Source organism: Actinocorallia lasiicapitis (assembly GCF_054778695.1).
The window spans coordinates 1-979 of record NZ_BAAGZI010000792.1; the positions used below are offsets into that span (position 1 = coordinate 1).

1 protein-coding gene is annotated in these 979 nt (G+C 74.2%); it reads right to left on the reverse strand.

Translation table 11 applies throughout. The features are described from left to right. Positions 1 to 127: 127 nt before the first annotated feature. A partial coding sequence (locus ACYVE7_RS34655) for a hypothetical protein (RefSeq protein ID WP_460370869.1) occupies positions 128 to 979 on the reverse strand: 852 nt, incomplete at its 5' end.

A 979-nucleotide genomic window follows, 5' to 3' on the forward strand; every position in this document is an offset into this window, starting at 1 on the left:
CGCGGCCGTCGCGGCGGCCGCCGACCGGACCGGCGCGGCGCTGCGCGGCTGATCCCGCAAACGCCTGAGCCCGCAAACGACGGAGCCCGCTCCCGGAAGGGGGCGGGCTCCGTGCTTCCCGAGCGGGTCAGCGGGACGGCTTCAGCGTGTAGTCGTCGGTGGGTGAGGCGCGGGTGAGCAGCCAGGAGCCCTTGGTGAAGGCCTCTTCGCGTGCGGTCTTGGCCTTGGCGGCGGACACGTCGTAGATGAGGGATTTGGGGGCGTTGGCCCGGCTGGAGTAGACGACGAGGTCGTCGCCCGCGGTGAGGAAGGTCCTGCGGCCGGGAGCGGCGGGCAGGGGCTTGCCGAGCGTGCGGGGCTTCCAGGTGGCGGTGTCGAAGACGGTGAGCGCGGTGCCGTGGGCGACGGCGAAGGTGCCCTTGCCCGCCGCGTAGAGGCGGTCGCCGTCGGCGACGAGCTCGGCGGGGAGCGTGTGCGACTCCGACGCGCCCGTCTCGACCTGGAGCCGGTGCAGTTCGCCGGTCGGGCGGCCGCCCTCGGTGGCCAGCACGTAGGCGTAGGGGTAGGCGAAACCCGCGGCGAGCCCGGTGGAGAGTTTGCGGGGGGTGTCGGCGCAGCCCTTGGCACTCCAGACGGTGGCGTCCTCGTCGGTCCAGACGGCGAACGCGCCGTCGGCATGGAAGGCCGCCTCGGTGACACCGCCGTCGCCGAGCTGGACGGTGTTGCCGGTGTCGTCCTGGCACATGAGTTCGCGTGCGTGGCCGGTGCCGCGGTTCTCGGGCCAGACGGTGATGCCGTCGCCGCCGGACGCCGTCGTCAGATCGGCCGGTTTGGCGACGGGCACGGGCGCGGCCAGCAGGTCGTTGAGGTCGGCGCGCCAGAGCGTGCCGTCGCCGCTGCCGCCGGTCATGCCCTCGCCGAGGACGGAGCCGTCGGAGGCCACCCCGAACGCCGACAGCACGCTGCCGCCGGGCAGGGT